Source organism: Streptomyces sp. NPDC059895 (assembly GCF_042731035.1).
Taxonomy (GTDB): Bacteria; Actinomycetota; Actinomycetes; order Streptomycetales; family Streptomycetaceae; genus Streptomyces.
This window is the reverse complement of sequence record NZ_JBHWKO010000084.1, coordinates 1-16,141: the sequence shown is the minus strand read 5'-3', so window position 1 is coordinate 16,141 and position 16,141 is coordinate 1. Positions and strand designations below refer to the sequence as shown.

Below are 16,141 nucleotides of genomic sequence, written 5' to 3'. Positions count from 1 at the left end.
CGGCCGGCCGCGCCGCCATCGCGCGCCAGCGGCCGACGGCTGTGTTCGACGTCCCGACGCCCGACGTTCGAAGTCGCGCGCGGTGTCCGACGGCGTACGCGGACGGTCGTGGCAACCGCTCTCTGCGCGATGCCTTGACGTGTACTTGGCACAGTGGCTTCATGGGAGCGCTCCCACTCATCCTTCCGATGCCTGAGTTCCGGGCGCTCACTCCTGGAGTCGCAGTGAGAAGAGCACGAAGCGCGCCACGAAAGAGGTTCCTGCCCACCCTTGCCACGCTGCTCGGTCTCGCCGTGGTCCTCGGCTTCCTGGCTCCGGCCACCGCCCAGGCCGCCGAGTCCCCCCGCGCCCTCGCCACCGGCCTGCACATCAGTGACGGCCGTCTGCTCGAGGGCAACGGCAACGACTTCGTCATGCGGGGCGTCAACCACGCCCACACCTGGTACCCGGGCGAGCTCCAGTCGCTGGCCGACATCAAGGCGCTCGGCGCCAACTCCGTCCGCGTGGTCCTCTCCGACGGCCACCGCTGGAGCGAGAACAGCCCGGCCGACGTGGCGAACGTCATCGCCCAGTGCAAGGCCAACCGCCTGATCTGTGTCCTGGAGGTGCACGACACCACCGGCTACGGCGAGGACGCCGCGGCCGGCACCCTCGACCACGCCGCCGACTACTGGATCGGCCTCCAGGACGTGCTCACCGGCGAGGAGAACCACGTCGTCATCAACATCGGCAACGAGCCCTGGGGCAACACCGACCCCGCGGGCTGGACCGCGCCGACCATCGCCGCGGTCGAGAAGCTGCGCGCCGCCGGATTCGAGCACACGATCATGGTGGATGCCCCCAACTGGGGCCAGGACTGGCAGGGTGTCATGCGCGCCAACGCGCAGTCCGTGTACGACGCCGACACCACCGGCAACCTGATCTTCTCGATCCACATGTACAGCGTCTTCGACACGGCGGCGGAGATCACGGACTACCTCAACGCCTTCGTCGCCGCCGGACTGCCGATCCTCATCGGTGAGTTCGGCGGGCCCGCCGACCAGTGGGGCGACCCGGACGAGGACACCATGATGGCCACCGCCGAGCAACTCGACCTCGGCTACCTGGCCTGGTCCTGGAGCGGCAACACCGACCCGATCCTGGACCTGGCGATCGGCTTCGACCCGACGCAGCTCAGCTCCTGGGGCCAGCGCATCTTCAACGGGGCCGACGGCATCGCCGAGACCGCCGAGGAGGCCACGGTCTACAGCGGTACCTCCGGCGACACCCAGGCACCGACGGCCCCCGGCACCCCGGCCGCCTCGGCCGTGACGTCCACCTCCGCCACCCTGACCTGGACCGCGTCCACCGACGACGTCGGCGTGGCCGGCTACGACGTCGTCCGCGTCGCCGACGACGCCGAGACCAGGATCGCCGTCTCCACGACGAACACCGCCACCCTGACCGGCCTCACCGCCGACACCGCGTACACCTTCGCGGTCTACGCCCGGGACGCGGCCGGCAACCGTTCGCCGCGCTCGGCCACGGTCGGCGTCACCACCGCGGAGGACGGCGGCACCCCCGGCGCGTCCTGCTCCGTCGGCTACCGCGTCGTGGGCGAGTGGCCGGGCGGCTTCCAGGGCGAGATCGCGCTCCGCAACACCGGTACCGCCGCCGTCAACGGCTGGACGCTCGTCTTCGCCTTCGCCGACGGCCAGACGGTCACCAACATGTGGGGCGGCACCGCCGCCCAGAGCGGCGGCACGGTCAGCGTCACCCCGGCCTCGTACACCACGGCCATCCCCGCCGGCGGCTCGGTCACCGTCGGCTTCATCGGCGCCAAGGGCGCCACCAACACCGCTCCGACCGCGTTCACCCTCAACGGCACCACCTGCAGCACCGCTTGACGTCTCGTCACCGACGGGCACCCGGCTCCGTGGTCGGCCCCGCACCCGGTCGGCCGTCCGGAGGCACCCGGTCCGCCCCGGCCGGGTGCCTCCCCGGCTCGGGGCACCTCAACCACCGTGCGGGAGAGGTCCGATAGCGCCGTCCTCCGCCATCCGAACACCCATCAAACAAAATTCATGGGTGTGAGCGCCGAGAGGGCGGGCAGGCGGGCGGTGTGCAGATATCGGTCCACCTGGGAGGGAACATGATGACGGAGACGGCGCTGCGGTCCGCAACGCACACCGCCGGACTGCCGGAGGTCGCGGATCCTTCGAAGGTGGCTCCGAAGGACGCGCGACAGCTGACCCGGTTGTTCTTCGAGCAGTTGGCGGTCCTGGAGGAGGGGACCGAGGAATTCCAGTACGCGCGCAACACGCTGATCGAGATGAACATCTCCCTGGTGCGCTACGCGGCCTCGCGGTTCCGCAGCCGCGACCCGGAGGAGATGGAGGACATAGTCCAGGTCGGCGTGATCGGTCTGATCAAGGCGATCGACCGGTTCGAGCTGTCCCGCGAGGTGGAGTTCACCTCCTTCTCGATCCCCTACATCGTGGGCGAGATCAAGCGGTTCTTCCGGGACACCACCTGGGCCGTGCACGTTCCGCGCCGCCTTCAGGAGGCCCGGGTGCAGCTGGCGCGGGCGACCGAGGAACTGAGCAGCCGGCTGGGCCGGACGCCGACGGTGAGTGAGCTGGCGCAGCTCATGAACCTTCCGGAGGAGGAGGTCATCGAGGCGCGCCTGGCGTCCAACGGTTACCGGTCGTCGTCCCTGGACGCCGCCATCGGCGGCAGCGAGGACGGCGAGACCGCCCTGGCCGACTTCATCGGGGACGAGGACGGCGCGCTGGAGCTCGTGGAGGACTTCCACGCGCTCGCCCCGATGATCGCCGAGCTCGACGAGCGCTCCCGCCGCATCCTGCACTGGCGGTTCGTGGAGGAACTGACGCAGGCCCAGATAGGCGAGCGCCTCGGGGTGTCGCAGATGCACGTCTCGCGGCTGTTGTCGCGCACCCTGGCCCGGCTGCGTGAGGGCATGCTCACCACCGAGTGACCCGCCCGGACGACAGACAGGTCGTGCTTCGGCGGCCCGCGCAGCGTGTCCCACGCGCGCGGGCCGCCGTGCTGTGTCCTGCGCGCGCGGGCTCCGGCGTCGTGTCCTGCGCGCGGGTCGCAGTCACCTGTTTCACGCGCGCAGGCCGCAGTCCCGTGTCTCACGCGCGCCGGCCGCAGCCCCGTGCCTCACGCGCGCGGGCCGCGGCCCGCATCATGCGCGCGTGGGCCCCCGCGCCGTGTCACACGCGCATGGGCCGCAGCGCCGTGTCACACGCGCGTACGCCGCAGCGCCGCGTCGTCCCGTACGGCCGGCAGCCCCGCCGGCCCGAGCGGGGGCGTCCCCGGGGCGTCGGGCGAGGCGAGCGCCCGCAATGCCTCCCGCAGACCGGGCGGTCGCAGCAGCCCGGGCCCCACGGACCGCCGGTCCCAGCCGGGGCCGCACAACAGCACCACGCTCTGCGTCCGGGCGCCGCGTACCCCCCACCGGCTGGCGGCGACGTGCTGGGCGAGCGGCAGGCTCGCCGTGGACCGTGACTGCGACCACAGCGCCACCGCCGAGGGGCCGACCCGCCGCACCGTCGCCACCACCGCCTCTGCCGGGACCGCGCCGCCGAGCATGAGCGCGGGTACGCCCAGCTCCGCCAGCGCGGCGCCCAGCGCCTCCAGGGGCAGTGTGTGCTGCTCGCCCGGGGAACAGGCCAGCAGCACCGGTGAGGTGCCGGGCCGGTGGTCCTGCCGCGCCCGGGACACGTACAGGTGGCGCAGGGTGGCGGAGATGTGCCAGGACAGCAGGTGCTCCACCTCCACGTACCGGTCGCCCGACGACTCCCACTTCCGGCCGACCGCCCGGAGCGTGGGCACCATCACCTCTTCCCAGGCCGTGACCAGCCCGTAGGCGCGGACCACGGCCGTCAGCTGCTCCTGGACCGCCGACGCGTCGAGCCGGACGGCCGCGCGGGCCAGGCCCCGGCACTCCTGGCGTACGTCCCCCAGTGGCAGGCCGCTGGGGGAGTGCGAGGCCCGGTCCGGATCCGGCCCCTGGTCCGTGTCCGGCACCGGCGGCGGTGAGGGACACGCTCCCGGACCCCGGGCCGCCTGCGCGTCCACCGCCGGGAGCGTGCCCGCTGCCGTGCCACGGCCGCGTGCCCGCTCCTTCGCGGCGCGCGCGGCTTCGGCGGGAGGCACGCCCGAGGCCGTCAGCCGGCACATCTCCTGCACCATGGCCACGTCCTCCGGCGACCAGCGACGGTGCCTGCCGTCGATGCGCACGGCGGGCCCCAGCCCGTAGCGGCGGTCCCAGGAGCGCAACGTCGTGGGGGACACACCGAGCCTGCGGGCCAGGAAACCGGTCGTCACCCCCACCTCCGCCGTTCCGGCCGACGCGCGGGGGCTCACCTTCACCGGGCACCTCCGCGCCGTACGGCATCTGGGGCGGCGCCGCTTCCCCCGAGGGGGCCGGTCGCCGGGAATCTGCGGCTCACCACAGGTCCTCGCCTCGTCTCGCACGCCGAACGGGCTCCTGGCGGCCCGTGTGGCTCGTACGGTGTTCCGCCGGACGCCGCCGAACGGATGCGAAGCGGTGATCAGGCCGGTGACCGGGATCTCCGCCCCGCCGGCCGCGCCCGCGTCCCCGCTCCCGCCCGTCCTGCGTCTTGCCGGACAACCATGGCCGAAACGGTGGAAGAGCGCATATATTTCTCCGTACCTCTGCCGGGTCGGCGGTGCTCCGGGCACCGCGTTACCGGTGAGGGCTGCCCCGACGGCGCGGCCCGACCGACGGCGGAGGTTGTGATGATGTCTTCTCCCTGTGACGGCCGTCGCGCGCCGCTCTCCGGCGACGCCCCCGGGCTCCGGACGGGACGGGAGGTGGCGCGTGAACTGGCGTGAGGCCGCGGCCTGCCGCTCCGAGGACCCTGAGCTCTTCTTCCCGATCGGCGAGGACGGCCCGGCACGCCGGCAGATCGAGCAGGCACGCGCGGTCTGCCGGCGCTGCCCCGTCCTCGTGCCCTGCGCCTCCTGGGCGCTGCGCAACGCCGAACGGGACGGCGTGTGGGGCGCGATGACGGCCGGCGAACGCCGGGACGTGCTCTTCCGGCGCAGGACGTCCGGCGACGACCCCTGAGCCGGGACGCGCCCGGTCGTCCCCTCCCCGGTCCACCCCGGCCCGGCCCGGGCCGTACTGCGGCCGGCGGTCGGCGAACGACGGCCGGCGCGCGGTGCGGACGGTGGCCGCCCGTGATCCGGCCGGCGAACCGCCCGTGGTGCGGCCGGCGAACCGCCCGTCGTGCGGGCGGCGGCCGGCCCGTGGCGTGGACGGCGGCCGGCCCGTGGTGGCTCAGCCAGGGAACCGGCTCGTGGTGGCTCAGCCAGGGAACCGGCCGGGGTGGCTCGACCGGGAAACCGGCCTGTGGTGGTTCAGCCAGGGAACCGGCCGGTGGTGGCTCAACCGGGAAACCGGCCGGTGGTGGCTCAACCGGGAAACCGGCCCGTGGACCGCAGGTGCCAGCGCCGTTCGGCGTAGGCCAGGTCGTCCCGCCACAGGCGTCCTGCGGCGGCCCGTACGAGCGGCCGCAGCAGCGGGGCCATCGTGCGGGCCGCGGCGAAGCCGGGGCGGTCCGAGGCGGCCACGACCGCCTCCACGACCGCTGTCCGCGGCCGGCCCAGGGCGTCCGGGCCCAGCGGGGTGGCGTGTGTCTCGACCACCGACCCCTGCCCCTCGCCCTCGGTGATGTGCATGACGACGGTGCGCGGCTCGGGCGCGGTGAACACCGCCCGCACCGGGACGACGAGCCGTCCGGCCAGCTTGAAGGAGACGTCGACGGCGAAACCGTCCCCGTTCGCCGCCCCGCCCCCGGGCTCCTCCCCGTCGTCGGCCGGGGACGTTCCGGGAGTGTCGACGACGGTCAGGTCGACGAAGGAGTACGGGTGGAACCACGCGCCGTGCCAGGGGTCCAGCCGGTTGGCGACGACGTCCTCCGGTTCGCAGGTGCCGACGCCCACGTAGACGGCCGACACCGCGTCCGCCAGGGCGGGCCTGACCGGTACGACCGGCTCGTCCAGGGGCGGCTCGCCGCCCACGTCGTCCAGCCGCACCCACACCAGCACGCCGTCGTCGTGCACCGGCAGCGGCTCCCAGCCCGCGAACGGGCCGCCGCGCAGCGCGAGTCCGTGCCAGTGGCAGACCAGGGTTCCGCAGCGCACCGGGCTGTCCCGGAGCGGCGCGCCGAGGTGCGGGCAGACACCGGGCCCGGCGACCAGCCGGTGTGCCGCGTCGCGCCAGACGACGACCTCCCGGCCGGCGACCGTCCGGGCGAGGGGCCGGTCGTCGCGCACGTCGCGGGTGGCCCCGACGACGTACCAGTTGCCCGAGGGGCGTGCCTGGGCGCGTTTGAGCGCCCGGGCGATCACGGCCGGGCGTGCCTCGCGCCATGTCGGGCGCTGCCGCTCCCAGGCCACCGGGTCGCTGCGCAGCGACAGCGGGAACCGTCCGCGCCGGACGGAACGGTCGGGGCTCACGCGGCCTCCTCGGGCAGCCGTTCGGACGAGGGCGGGATGCCGGGCCACGACGTCCGGGACGGCCCGGTCATCCGGGTGGGCGGCCGTCCCGGACCGGACGGCGGTGTCTGGCGTGCCCGTGCCCGGGTGCGTGCCGCCGCGCGGGCGGCGGCCAGGCGCAGCAGTCCGTCGGCGGCCACCGCGGCCCGCCGACGGCGGGGCACCACGGCACGGCGGTGCAGCACCGCGTACCCGTCGGCGGCGACCGCGTCCAGGATGCCCCCGTACAGCACGAAGGCCGTGCGGATGCAGGGGCGGGACACCGGGTCGAGCAGGGCCAGCCCCGGCGCCGCCTCGCGGTAGACGCCACGGGTCAGGCCCTCGAAGGCCCTGAGCGCCTCGGTGATCCGCCGGTCGGGGCGGCCGGTGGCACGGCTCCAGGACAGCAGCCCGCGGTCCACGCCGTGCGCGCGCAGCAGGTCGGCGGGCAGGTAGACCCGGCCGCGGTCGAGGTCCTCGCCCACGTCCCGCAGGAAGTTGGTCAGCTGGAAGGCGACGCCCAGGGCGGCCGCGTGGGGGGCGGCCTCCTCGCGCGGGACGACGGTTCCGAGGACCGGCAGCATCTGCAGCCCGATCACCGCGGCGGAGCCGTGCATGTACGCGCGCAGGTCGTCGTAGGTCGGGTAGTCGGTGACCTCCAGGTCGCTGCGCATGGCGGCCATGAAGTCGGTGAAGTGCCGGTGGTCGATGGCGTACCGGCGGGCCGTGTCGGCGAGCGCCAGCACCACCGGTTCGGTGCTGCCGCCGTCGCGCAGCCCCCGCTCCAGGCCCGCCTGGAGGCGCCCGAAGTCCCGCGCGCGGCGGTGGCGCGGCAGACCGTCGTCCAGGGAGTCGACGATGTCGTCCGCCCAGCGGGCGAAGCCGTAGAGGGCGTGGACGGCGGGCCGCCGTGCGACGGGCAGCAGCCGGGTGGCGAGGAAGTACGTCCTGCCGTGCCGGGCGTTGAGCGCGCGACAGCGCGTGTAGGCGTCGCGCAGCGCCGGATCCGTGATGCCCGCGGCGTCGAGTTCACGGCCGGTCATGAGTGCGTTCCTTCCGGTGTGGCCCGCAGGCCGTGACGGCGGGCGGGGGAGGGGGTGGTGCGCCCGGTGATGCGGGCCGCGGCGAGCTTGCCGGACAGCAGAACGGTCGGCACGCCGACGCCCGGGGTGGTGCCGCACCCGGCGAGCACGGCGTTCTCGGTGCCGCGGACCAGGTTGCGCGGGCGGAACGGGCCGGTCTGCGCGAAGGTGTGGGCCGCGGAGAAGGGCGTGCCCGCCGCGTGCCCCTGGGCCTGCCAGTCGGCGGGCGTGACGAGGGTCTGGTCCTCGACGGACGCGGCGATGCCGTCGAGCCCGCGCCGCTCCAGCTCCCGCAGGAGGCTGTCGCGGTACCGCGGTGCCAGCTCGCCCCAGGCGGCCGCGTCCGGCCCGATGTCGGTGTTCGGGCAGGGGGCGAGGATGTAGTGCAGATGGCGGCCGGGCGGCGCGAGCGTCGGGTCGGTGGCCGTGGGGCGGGTGATGAGCAACGACGGATCGCTCATCAGGCTGCCGGTGCGGGTGAGCTCGTCGAAGGTGCCGTGCCACCGCGCGCCGAACGACAGCGTGTGGTGCGCGAGGCGGGGCCAGGTCCGGTCGGTCCCCGCGTGCAGGACGACGGCCGACGGCGCGTGCCGGATGCGCAGGGGGCGGCGCGGCGTCCGGCCGAGGAGGCGGTAGGCGACCGGCAGGTCCGGGGTGAGGACGACCGCGTCGCACGGGATGCGCTCGTGGGCGGTGACGACGGCGGTGATCCGGTCGCCGTCGCCGGAGCGCTCCAGCCGGGTGACGTCCCGTCCGAAGCGCAGGTCGGCGCCCGCGTCCGCGGCGGCGTCCGCCATGGCCCGCGGCAGCGCGTGCATGCCGCCGCGCGGGAAGTACACGCCGGCGACGGTGTCCATGTAGGCGATGACGGCGTACGCGGCGAGGGCGCGGGCGGGCGGGACACCCGCGTACAGCGACTGGAAGGAGAAGACGCGGCGCAGGCGTTCGTCGCGCAGATGGCGGCCGATCCGTGCGTCCAGGCGGCCGAACCCGCCGAGCGCGGCCAGCCGGGCCAGGTCGGGGGTGAGCAGGTGCAGGGGCGAGTCGAAGTTGGTGTCGATGAAGCGCCGCATCTGCGCCCGGTACAGCTGCTCCAGCCAGTGCCGCAGCCGCCGGTAGCCGGCCGCCTCCGCGCCGCCCGCGAACCGCTCGACCTCCGCCTCCATCGCGTCCGCGTCGGTGTGCACGTCGACGCTGCTGCCGTCGGCGAAGAGCGCCCGGTAGGCCGGGTGCAGGGGGATGAGGTCGACGCGGTCGCGCAGGCTGTCGCCGACCGCGGCGAAGGCCTCGTCGGCGAGGTCCGGCATGGTGAGCACGGTGGGACCGGTGTCGATGCGGTAGCCGCCGCGCACCAGGCGCCCGGCGCGGCCGCCGGGCAGCGCGTCGCGCTCGACGACGGTGACCCGCCGTCCGGCGCCGAGCAGGTGCAGCGCGGCGGCCAGGCCGGCGAGCCCGGCGCCCACCACCACGACGTGGTCCGTGCGCCCGGGGAGGGTCCGCGTCATCGCGCGGCTCCCTCGGCGCCGATGCGCAGCAGGAGGGCGTAGGACGCGTCGTCCTCGGGCCGCACAGGGGAGGGCGACGTGGGCCGGGTGGCGGGGGAGGGCGGTGGGGCGGCGGAGGGCCGTGCGGCCGGCCCGGAGGGAGTCGCGGTGGCGGCGGGCCGAGGGGCCGGCGAAGGCGCAGGAGCTGCCCGGGGCCCCGATCCCGCCGGGGTCGCGCCGGGGGCTGTCGGGGTCGCGCCGGCAGTGTCCGGGGAGGCGTCGGCGGTTGCCGGGGTCGCGCCGGCAGTCTCCGGGGAGGCGTCGGCGGTTGCCGGGATCGCGCCGCCCGCCGTGGCGTGGAGCAGCTCGCGCAGGCGCGAGCGGCCCTCCGGCTCCAGTGCCGCGGGGTCCAGGGAGTCCAGGTGACGCATGCCCCGGGCGACCAGCCGGTCGATCCTCGCCTCGACGGCGTCGCGCGCGCCGGTCGTGACGAGGACGTCGCGTACCTCGGCGAGCCGGCTGTCGGACAGGTCGGCACGGCCGAGGGAGTGCCGCAGCAGCGCGAGCGCGCGCCGGTCACCGGCCGCCTCGGCCCGGTTCCGCGCCACGGCGGTCAGGTAGGTGGGCTTGCCGGTCCGGATGTCGCCGCCGGAGGGCTTGCCGGTGTGCCGCGGGTCGCCGAAGACGTCGCGCAGGTCGTCGCGGAGCTGGAAGGCGATCCCGACGCACCGGCCCGCCGCGCACAGGGCCTCGGTCGGCGCGGGGTCGGCACCCGCCAGGGCGGCTCCGAGGGCCAGCGGACGCTCCACCGAGTACAGGGCGCTCTTGAGACAGGCGGCGCGGATCGCACGGGCCGCCGAGCGTGCGCCGGTGGCCTGCCCCTGGACGTCCAGGTACTGGCCGGCCACCATCTCGGTGCGCATGGCGCTCCACAGCTCGCGCACCGCGCGGGCCGTGCCGGGCGCGAGCTCGGTGGCCGCGACGACGTCGTCGGCCCATGCCAGCGCCAGGTCCCCGGCGAGTACGGCCGCGGCCTCGCCGAATCGCGGGCCGTGCTCCGGCGGGACGGTGCCGGCGTACTGGGCGGCGACGTCGGCGTGCAGGGCGAGCCGTCCGCGCCGCAGCCGCGAGCCGTCCATCACGTCGTCGTGGACCAGCGCGCACGTCTGGATCAGTTCGAGGGCGGCGCCGACGCGGAGGGCGGCCTCCGCGGCGCCGGCCCCTCCGCCGCAGGCGCGCAGCGCCCACCACACGAAGCGCGGCCGTGTGCGCTTGCCGCCCTCCAGGGTGCAGCGGGCGACACGTTCGGCCAGGTCCCGGGCGAACACGGGGTCCAGGGCGGCGGCGTGCTCGACGCGTTCGGCCAGCAGGTGGTCGAGGACTCGACCCACGGCTCCGGGCACGTCGCGGTCGATCGCGGGCAGGTCGTTCACGTCCAGGGGGAAGAGGGCGGGCATGGCGCCTTCCGGTCGGCTGTCGGGGGAGGGGCCGCGTTCACCCGCGCGGGACGTGCGGTCGTCCGTGCGGGACGTGCGGTGGTCCGTGCGGGACGTGCGGTCGTCCGTGCGGGACGTGCGGTGGTCCGTGCGGGACGTGCGGTCGTCCGTGCGGGACAAGGGGGCGCCCACCGGGGACAAGGGGTCGCCCGCGCGGGACGGGGGGTGGTCCGCGCGGTGTCGCCGGGCCACGAGGGGAACGCCGGGCGGCGGCCCGGCCAGGGGGTGTTCCTTCGCCTTGCTCGGGCGCATCCCGGTTCCTCTCGTCGTGATCGGAGTCGGCCCACACTGAACGCATTCCGCGTCGAGGACGGGCACGGATGCGCCAACCGGGGGACAGTCGCGCTTTGTTCACGTCCGTCGACGGGCGGATCGGGCCGGCGAAAGCGGGGCGATGTGGCGCGGCGCGGCGGCGACGCAGCGGCGACATGGCGACGACGTGGCGCGACGCGCGCGACGCAACGAATCGCACCGGCTAATCGATGCAGAGACGATGCAAGTTGCTGCATCGATTAGCCGCTTCGCATGGTGGAGGAGCCGCGGTCGCCCCGCGCGACCGGCACCCCGGCTCCGGCGAGGTGGACGGCCCCCGCGAGGGGCCGCGCCTCCCGTACGGGCCGGACACCGCCCGTACGAGGAGCAGACACCATGACCGCACAGCAGGCCGCCGGGCCCACCCTCGACACCGCTCCGCCGTGGGCTCCGACCGAGGACGCCCTCACCGACGACGAACTCGCCGCGGGCTTCGCCGCCGGCGACGAGGTCTGCCTGGCCGCCGCCTACCACCGGTACGGGTCCCTGGTCCACACCCTGGCGCGACGCTCCCTCGGGGACGCCCGGGAGGCGGAGGACGTGACGCAGACCGTGTTCCTGGCGGCCTGGCGGGGACGCGCCGGATTCCTGCCGGAGCGCGGCACCCTGTCCGCCTGGCTCGTCGGCATCACCCGCCGCAAGGTCGCCGACGCGCTGTCGGCCCGGACGCGCCGCGCCGAACTCGTCGCGGCGGCCGGCGCGCGGATGTCCGTCACCACCGGGGACCGGCACACTCCCGACGCCGTGCTCGACCGCGTCCTGCTCGGGCACGAACTCGCCAAGCTGCCCGCCCCGCAACGCCGCGTCCTCACCCTCGCCTTCTACGACGACCTCACCCAGACCCAGATCGCCGAACTCACCGGCTGGCCGCTGGGCACGGTCAAGAGCCACGCCCGGCGCGGACTGCACCGGCTCGGCCGCTGCCTGGAGGACGACGGCGTGTACGCGAACGCCGGGTGACCCGCGCGGGCGGAAACGATGCGACGCGGAAACGATGCAGGAACGACGCAGGAACGATGCGGAACGATGCGGGAACGAGCACGGTCCGGTCCGGCCACCGGCGGCACCACCCCGACGGCCCAGCGTGGCCTGCATCCGAAGGGGTCCCCGAGCAGGAATGCTTCCCACGGGAGCACCCCGGACGCGCGCAGGGAGGGAGCGGTTCGTGCTGGAGGCGGAGGTCGCCATCGTGGGCGCGGGAGCCGCGGGACTCTCCCTCGCCCACCGGCTGTCGCGCCCCGCCCCCGGAGGCGGCCGCCCGTCGGTGGTCCTGGTGGACGCCCCGCCCGGACGGCTGCGCCCGCCGCGGCGGACCTGGTGCTTCTGGGAGGCGGGCCCGGGACCGTACGACGCCGCGCTGACCACGGAGTGGGAGCGGCTGCGGATCCACACCCCCGAGGGCCGCACCGTCGAGGACGGCATCGCGCCGCTGCGCTACAAGATGCTCCGCTCCGACGACTTCGAGGCGTTCGTCGCCCGCGACCTCGCGGGCAGTGACGACGTCCGCCGCCTGGAGGCGACCGTCGAGACGGTGCGCGCGGCGGCCGGCGGAGCCGAGGTCCGTGCCCGCGGCGCCGACGGCCGCGCGCTGACCGTACGCGCCCGCTGGGTCTTCGACTCCCGGCCTCCCGGCTGCCTCCCGGCGGCCCGCACCACCTTGTTGCAGCACTTCCACGGCTGGTTCGTGCGCACCGCCCGGCCCGTCTTCGACCCCGGCACGGTCGGACTCATGGACTTCCGCGTGCCGCAGCCGTCCCACGGACTGGCCTTCGGCTACGTCCTGCCGACCGGCCGCCGTGACGCCCTCGTGGAGTACACCGAGTTCTCCCGCGCCGTCCTGTCCCGCCACGACTACGAGGCCGCGCTGCGCCACTACACCGAGGACGTGCTCCGCCTCGGCCCGGTCCGCGTCACCTCGACGGAGACCGGCGTGATCCCGATGACCGACGCGCGGTTCCCCCGCCGCGCGGCTCCGTCGGTCTTCCGCATCGGCGCCGCCTCAGGCGCCACGCGGCCGTCGACGGGTTACACCTTCTCCGCCGTCCAGCGGCAGACGAGGGCCGTCGCGGACGCCCTGCGGGCGGGCCGCCACCCGCTGCCGCCCGCACCCCACTCGGCCCGCTCCCGCGCCATGGACGCCGTGATGCTGCGCGCCCTGGACAGCGGCCGGGTCGACGGTGCCGCGTTCTTCGCGCGGCTCTTCTCGCACGTTCCGATGGAGCGACTGCTGCGCTTCCTGGACGGCCGCACCCGCCTCCACGAAGACCTCGCCGTCGGCGCCCGCACCCCCGTACTGCCGATGCTCCGCTCCGCCGCCGAACTTCCCTTCCTGCCCCGCAGGCCCTTCCCCGGCCCCTGACCGCCACTGTGGAAGCGCTCCGTGCATGTGGCGGATCCCCGCCCCCGACAGATCCCCGCACCCCACCGAGGAGACCGCATGACCCTGCTGCGCGACGCGGAGCTGGCCGCCGCGTTCGACCACGCCGCTCGCAGCTACGACACCCTGGTCGCCGCCAACCCCGGCTACCACGCCCATCTGCGCCGCTCCGCACGCCGCCTGCGCCTGCCGCACGGCGGGCGCGGGCTGCGCGTCCTGGACCTCGGCTGCGGCACCGGCGCGTCGACGGCCGCGCTCGCCGCCGTCTTCCCCGACGCCCGGATCACCGCCGTGGACGCCTCCGCCGGCATGCTGCACCGGGCGGCCGCCAAACGGTGGCGCGCGGGGGTGACCTTCGTGCACGCCCCGGCGGAACGCCTGGCGGACGCGGGCCTGGCGGGGCCGTTCGACGCCGTGTTCGCGGCCTACCTCTTCCGCAACGCCGCCGACCCCGGCGCGGTGCTCTCGGCGGTGCGCGACGTGCTGGCGCCGAACGGACGGCTGGCGGTGCACGAGTACGCCCTCAGCGGCCGGCCCGCGCACCGCGCGGTGTGGACGGCGGTGTGCCGGGGTCTGGTCCTGCCCGTCGCGACCCTCCTGGGCGACGGCGCCCTGTACCGCCACCTGTGGCACAGCGTGGTGCGGTTCGACACGGCGGACGGCTTCGCCGACCGGGTCCGCTCGGCCGGGTTCGAGCACGTACAGGTGCTGCCCCTGCCGGGATGGCAGACCGGCATCACCCACACGGTCGTCGCCCGCCGCCCCGGCCTCCGCACGGCGGCCGGGCGATGACCGGGCCCCGGCGTCCGGACGCGACGCGCCACGGCAGGGACCGGCGGGCACGGAGGCTGCCACCTCCCGAGGGCACGCCACGCCTCACCGGTGACCGCCGCCCGACGACCGCCGTTGTGGGCGGCGGCATCGCCGGCCTGGCGGCCGCGACCGCCCTGGCCGAACGGGGCGTACACGTCACGCTCTACGAACGCGGATCCACCCTCGGAGGACGGCTGGCGGGCTGGCCGACCACCCTCGGCGACGGCTCCGCCGTCACCATGAGCCGCGGCTTCCACGCGTTCTTCCGCCAGTACTACAACCTGCGCGGCCTGTTGCGGCGCACCGATCCCGGACTCGCCCGCCTGCGGGCGCTGCCCGACTACCCGCTGCGGCACAGCGGTGGGCTGCACGACGGCTTCCGGCACGTCCCGCGCACCCCGCCGTGGAGCGCGCTCGGATTCGTCGCCCTGAGCCCCACCTTCCGGCCGCGCGACCTCGCCCGGATGAACCCGGTCGCGGCACTGCCCCTCCTCGACGTCCGCGTACCCGACGTGTACGAGCGGCTCGACGACGTCAGCGCCCACGACTTCCTGGAGTCGATCCGCTTCCCCGAGGCCGCGCACCACCTCGCCTTCGAGGTGTTCTCCCGCAGTTTCTTCGCCGACCCCCGGGAGCTGTCGGCGGCGGAGATGGTGCTGATGTTCCACATCTACTTCCTCGGCTCGGCCGAGGGCCTGCTCTTCGACGTACCCGTCGACCCCTTCCCCGCCGCCCTGTGGGACCCCCTCGCCGGCTATCTGCGCGGCCACGGCGCCGACCTGCGCACCGGCACACCCGTCGACAGCGTCGAGCCCACGCCGGACGGCGGCTTCGCCGTGGCCGCGCGCGACGAGGAGCGGCGGTACGACACCGTGGTGCTGGCCCTGGACACGGGCGGTCTGCGCGCCCTCGTCGGCCGCTCCCCGCAGCTGGCCGACGCCGCGTGGCGGGAACGGGTCGCCCGGCTGCGCACCGCGCCGCCGTTCCTCGTGAGCCGCCTGTGGCTGGACCGGCCCGTCGCCGCCGACCGGCCCGGCTTCCTGGGCACCAGCGGCTACGGCACCCTCGACAACGTCAGCGTGCTGGAGCGCTGGGAGTCGGAGGCGGCCCACTGGAGCGCCCGCCGCGGTGGATCCGTCGTGGAACTGCACGCCTACGCCCTGCCGGACGGCGCGGTCCGGGACGTCGAGCAAAAACGCCTGGTCGCACAACTGCACCGGGTGTACCCGGAGACGCGCGCGGCGACGGTCGTCGACGAACGCCACGAGTGGCGGGCCGACTGCCCGCTGTTCCCGGTCGGCGGCCACGGCGACCGGCCGACCGTACGCACCGGCGACCCGGGCCTGGTGGTGGCCGGCGACCTGGTCCGCACGGACCTGCCGGTGGCCCTCATGGAGCGCGCGGCCACCAGCGGCTTCCTCGCCGCCAACGCCCTGCTGGAGCGCTGGGGCGTCCGGGGACAGACCCTGTGGACCGTTCCCGACCGCGGACGCGGCGCGGCACTGCGGCTGCTCGCGCGGTGGGGCGCCGACCGGTCCGGCCCGGTCGGCGCCGGCACACGCGCGGCACCATGACCGGCCCCCCCGCCCCCAGACCAGGGACGCGTCTCCTGGCACGCCGCCACCCCGGGGCCGTCACGCCGGAGGGGTGCCCGCAGGGGTGAGGCGGCGGGACCGGGGTAGACGCGTCGGTACACAGGCCTTGCCGAACCGGCCTCGCCGTCGACCGTTCCAGGAGGCAGCCGTGCCAGGGATGTTGGAGAAGATCAAGCAGTTCAGCAGGAGCCCGCAGGGGCGCCGTGCCATGGAGCAGGTGCGCCGCGCCTCCGCCGACCCGCGCCGCAGGGCCCAGGCCCAGCGGCTGCTCGGCAGGCTGCGGGGCAGGCGCTGACCCCGCAGGCCGGACAAGCCGTCGGGGTGACGCCGTATCAGGGGCCGGTGGCCGCCCGCACGAGCCGGGCGGCCCCCGGCCCCTGGCGCGCGGGGCCCGGGCCCACGTGCACCCGGTCGCGCGTGGGCCCGGGCCGGCGCCGGGCCGCCCGCCGCCGGCCGCCCGCGGGCTCGG

Annotated in this window: 13 protein-coding genes; 8 read left to right on the top strand and 5 right to left on the bottom strand. The window is 75.5% G+C overall.

What is annotated here, in order from left to right; all coding sequences use genetic code 11:
* Window positions 1-224: 224 nt before the first annotated feature.
* Window positions 225-1,886, top strand: coding sequence for a cellulase family glycosylhydrolase (locus tag ACFV9M_RS40490; protein ID WP_385078285.1), 1,662 nt, complete (start codon window positions 225-227; stop codon window positions 1,884-1,886).
* Window positions 1,887-2,131: 245 nt separating this feature from the next.
* Window positions 2,132-2,977: an RNA polymerase sigma factor SigF gene (locus ACFV9M_RS40485; RefSeq protein WP_385078284.1), complete on the top strand. Its 846-nt coding sequence runs from the start codon at window positions 2,132-2,134 to the stop codon at window positions 2,975-2,977.
* A gap of 269 nt (window positions 2,978-3,246) precedes the next feature.
* Here the strand turns inward: ACFV9M_RS40485 and ACFV9M_RS40480 are convergent, their stop codons facing one another.
* Entirely contained in the window at window positions 3,247-4,380 is a 1,134-nt protein-coding gene (locus tag ACFV9M_RS40480; RefSeq protein ID WP_385078281.1) for a MerR family transcriptional regulator, read from the bottom strand.
* A gap of 472 nt (window positions 4,381-4,852) precedes the next feature.
* Between ACFV9M_RS40480 and ACFV9M_RS40475 the strand changes: the two genes are divergently transcribed.
* Window positions 4,853-5,101 carry a WhiB family transcriptional regulator gene (locus tag ACFV9M_RS40475; RefSeq protein ID WP_385078278.1) on the top strand — a complete coding sequence of 83 codons (249 nt, stop codon included), beginning with the start codon at window positions 4,853-4,855 and terminating at the stop codon, window positions 5,099-5,101.
* Between the two features lie 347 nt (window positions 5,102-5,448).
* Here the strand turns inward: ACFV9M_RS40475 and ACFV9M_RS40470 are convergent, their stop codons facing one another.
* The 4 genes from ACFV9M_RS40470 to ACFV9M_RS40455 are packed head-to-tail and all read right to left on the bottom strand — an operon-like array spanning window position 5,449 to window position 10,827.
* Window positions 5,449-6,495, bottom strand: a complete 1,047-nt coding sequence (locus ACFV9M_RS40470) for a DUF5914 domain-containing protein (protein WP_385078276.1) — start codon at window positions 6,493-6,495, stop codon at window positions 5,449-5,451.
* Entirely contained in the window at window positions 6,492-7,556 is a 1,065-nt protein-coding gene (locus ACFV9M_RS40465; RefSeq protein WP_385078273.1) for a phytoene/squalene synthase family protein, read from the bottom strand. The genes ACFV9M_RS40470 and ACFV9M_RS40465 overlap by 4 nt, the downstream gene beginning before the upstream one ends.
* Complete coding sequence (gene crtI / locus ACFV9M_RS40460) at window positions 7,553-9,100, bottom strand: phytoene desaturase family protein (RefSeq protein WP_385078270.1); 1,548 nt, start codon at window positions 9,098-9,100, stop codon at window positions 7,553-7,555. Before crtI ends, ACFV9M_RS40465 begins: the two co-directional genes overlap by 4 nt.
* Window positions 9,097-10,827: a polyprenyl synthetase family protein gene (locus ACFV9M_RS40455; RefSeq protein WP_385078267.1), complete on the bottom strand. Its 1,731-nt coding sequence runs from the start codon at window positions 10,825-10,827 to the stop codon at window positions 9,097-9,099. The genes crtI and ACFV9M_RS40455 overlap by 4 nt, the downstream gene beginning before the upstream one ends.
* Window positions 10,828-11,223: 396 nt before the next feature.
* Between ACFV9M_RS40455 and ACFV9M_RS40450 the strand changes: the two genes are divergently transcribed.
* From ACFV9M_RS40450 to ACFV9M_RS40430, 5 genes are all read left to right on the top strand, one after another.
* Window positions 11,224-11,847: a sigma-70 family RNA polymerase sigma factor gene (locus tag ACFV9M_RS40450; protein WP_385078264.1), complete on the top strand. Its 624-nt coding sequence runs from the start codon at window positions 11,224-11,226 to the stop codon at window positions 11,845-11,847.
* A 205-nt stretch (window positions 11,848-12,052) separates the two neighbouring features.
* Window positions 12,053-13,246 carry a lycopene cyclase family protein gene (locus ACFV9M_RS40445; protein WP_385078261.1) on the top strand — a complete coding sequence of 398 codons (1,194 nt, stop codon included), beginning with the start codon at window positions 12,053-12,055 and terminating at the stop codon, window positions 13,244-13,246.
* Between the two features lie 78 nt (window positions 13,247-13,324).
* Complete coding sequence (locus ACFV9M_RS40440) at window positions 13,325-14,056, top strand: class I SAM-dependent methyltransferase (RefSeq protein WP_385078260.1); 732 nt, start codon at window positions 13,325-13,327, stop codon at window positions 14,054-14,056.
* Entirely contained in the window at window positions 14,053-15,651 is a 1,599-nt protein-coding gene (locus tag ACFV9M_RS40435) for an FAD-dependent oxidoreductase (protein ID WP_385078258.1), read from the top strand. The genes ACFV9M_RS40440 and ACFV9M_RS40435 overlap by 4 nt, the downstream gene beginning before the upstream one ends.
* A 169-nt stretch (window positions 15,652-15,820) precedes the next feature.
* A complete protein-coding gene (locus ACFV9M_RS40430; RefSeq protein WP_385078287.1) occupies window positions 15,821-15,967 on the top strand; it encodes a hypothetical protein in 147 nt (48 codons plus the stop codon).
* Window positions 15,968-16,141: the final 174 nt, after the last annotated feature.